At 50.8% G+C, this 1,064-nt stretch carries 1 protein-coding gene; it reads right to left on the bottom strand.

From position 1 onward, the window contains the following. Positions 1-412: 412 nt before the first annotated feature. The coding region (locus KDK14_RS07160) for an ankyrin repeat domain-containing protein (RefSeq protein WP_257264364.1) at positions 413-1,064 on the bottom strand (652 nt) is incomplete at its 5' end.

Here is a 1,064-nt window from a genome sequence, read left to right as displayed (position 1 = left end):
GTGAGGTATCAGGATAGACTGGATGGCAAGCTTGCAGGTGGGAAAAAACGAAGTAATAGTTACTGAGCTGCTTATCCATGACTTTTTCATGATTCAGGAATAATTATTCGGCAGCTAATCGCAGGGATGTCCCATTTTAGCCTTCTATTTGACTCAAAACTGTGGGTAAGACAAAAATCAGCAGAGTAAGTTCCACAACAAACAGAATTTTAAACAAGACGACTGTTTTTAAAAGACCTGAATTCAGGAGACAAAAGCCCGCTACGAAACCAATTTGCACAAGACATGTGGGTGTTGGCCTTAGGGCGTTTATTCAGGATGGGGAGATCAAAGGGGGCTGCGCCGGGTTTGGCGCAGTATGAGGTGGAGGTTTGAAATAATCAGGGAACGGTTCTGTGCGCAATTTTATTGCTCACTGTAGAAGGCCGTCTCTATAACGTTCAAGAAGTCCCTTGCACTCTGTGTGGCCGTACCTGATAGCAACGTCGAGAGCCGTTTTGCCATTCATATTTCTCTCCGTGACCAGGGCATTGGCCAGCAATGTCTGGATGACCTTTGTTTGACCGTGACAAGCAGCTACGTGGAGAGCCGTCCAGCCAAAGCGATTCTTCTCTTTGGCCAGGGAGGGGTCAACGCCCGGCAATGACCCGATCAACCATGTGTTGCCAGTACGGGCAGCATCGTGCAAATCCCGAAGGCGCCGAGATCGCTCACTGTCCGACCATACCTTGACCGTGACAGTGTCTGTGCGGTCAAGCGCCGCCTTGATTCCGCCAGCTGCCCGCAAGACCTCGGCGATCGCTTCGTGGCCCTTGCGGCAAGCCAAGTCAAGCGCCGTTTCACCATTGTTATTGGTGGCATGCAAATTTGCCCCATTTTCAATCAGCTGCCTCAGGCAGCCGGCATGGCCGTTTCGAGCAACCAGATGCAGGGCTGTTTCGCCACAATTGTTGCGAGCATTGACCTTCTCTGTGTTGATTTCAAGCATCCTTTCCAGGCACCCGCCATGCCCGTTGGCTGCAGTGATATGCAACGGCGTTTGACCTTCTTCATCGGTTTCATTG

The organism is Endozoicomonas sp. ONNA2 (assembly GCF_024606365.1).
Taxonomy (GTDB): domain Bacteria; phylum Pseudomonadota; class Gammaproteobacteria; order Pseudomonadales; family Endozoicomonadaceae; genus Endozoicomonas.
The sequence above is the reverse complement of the archived record's forward strand: the minus strand, read 5'-3'. Positions and strand labels throughout refer to the sequence as shown.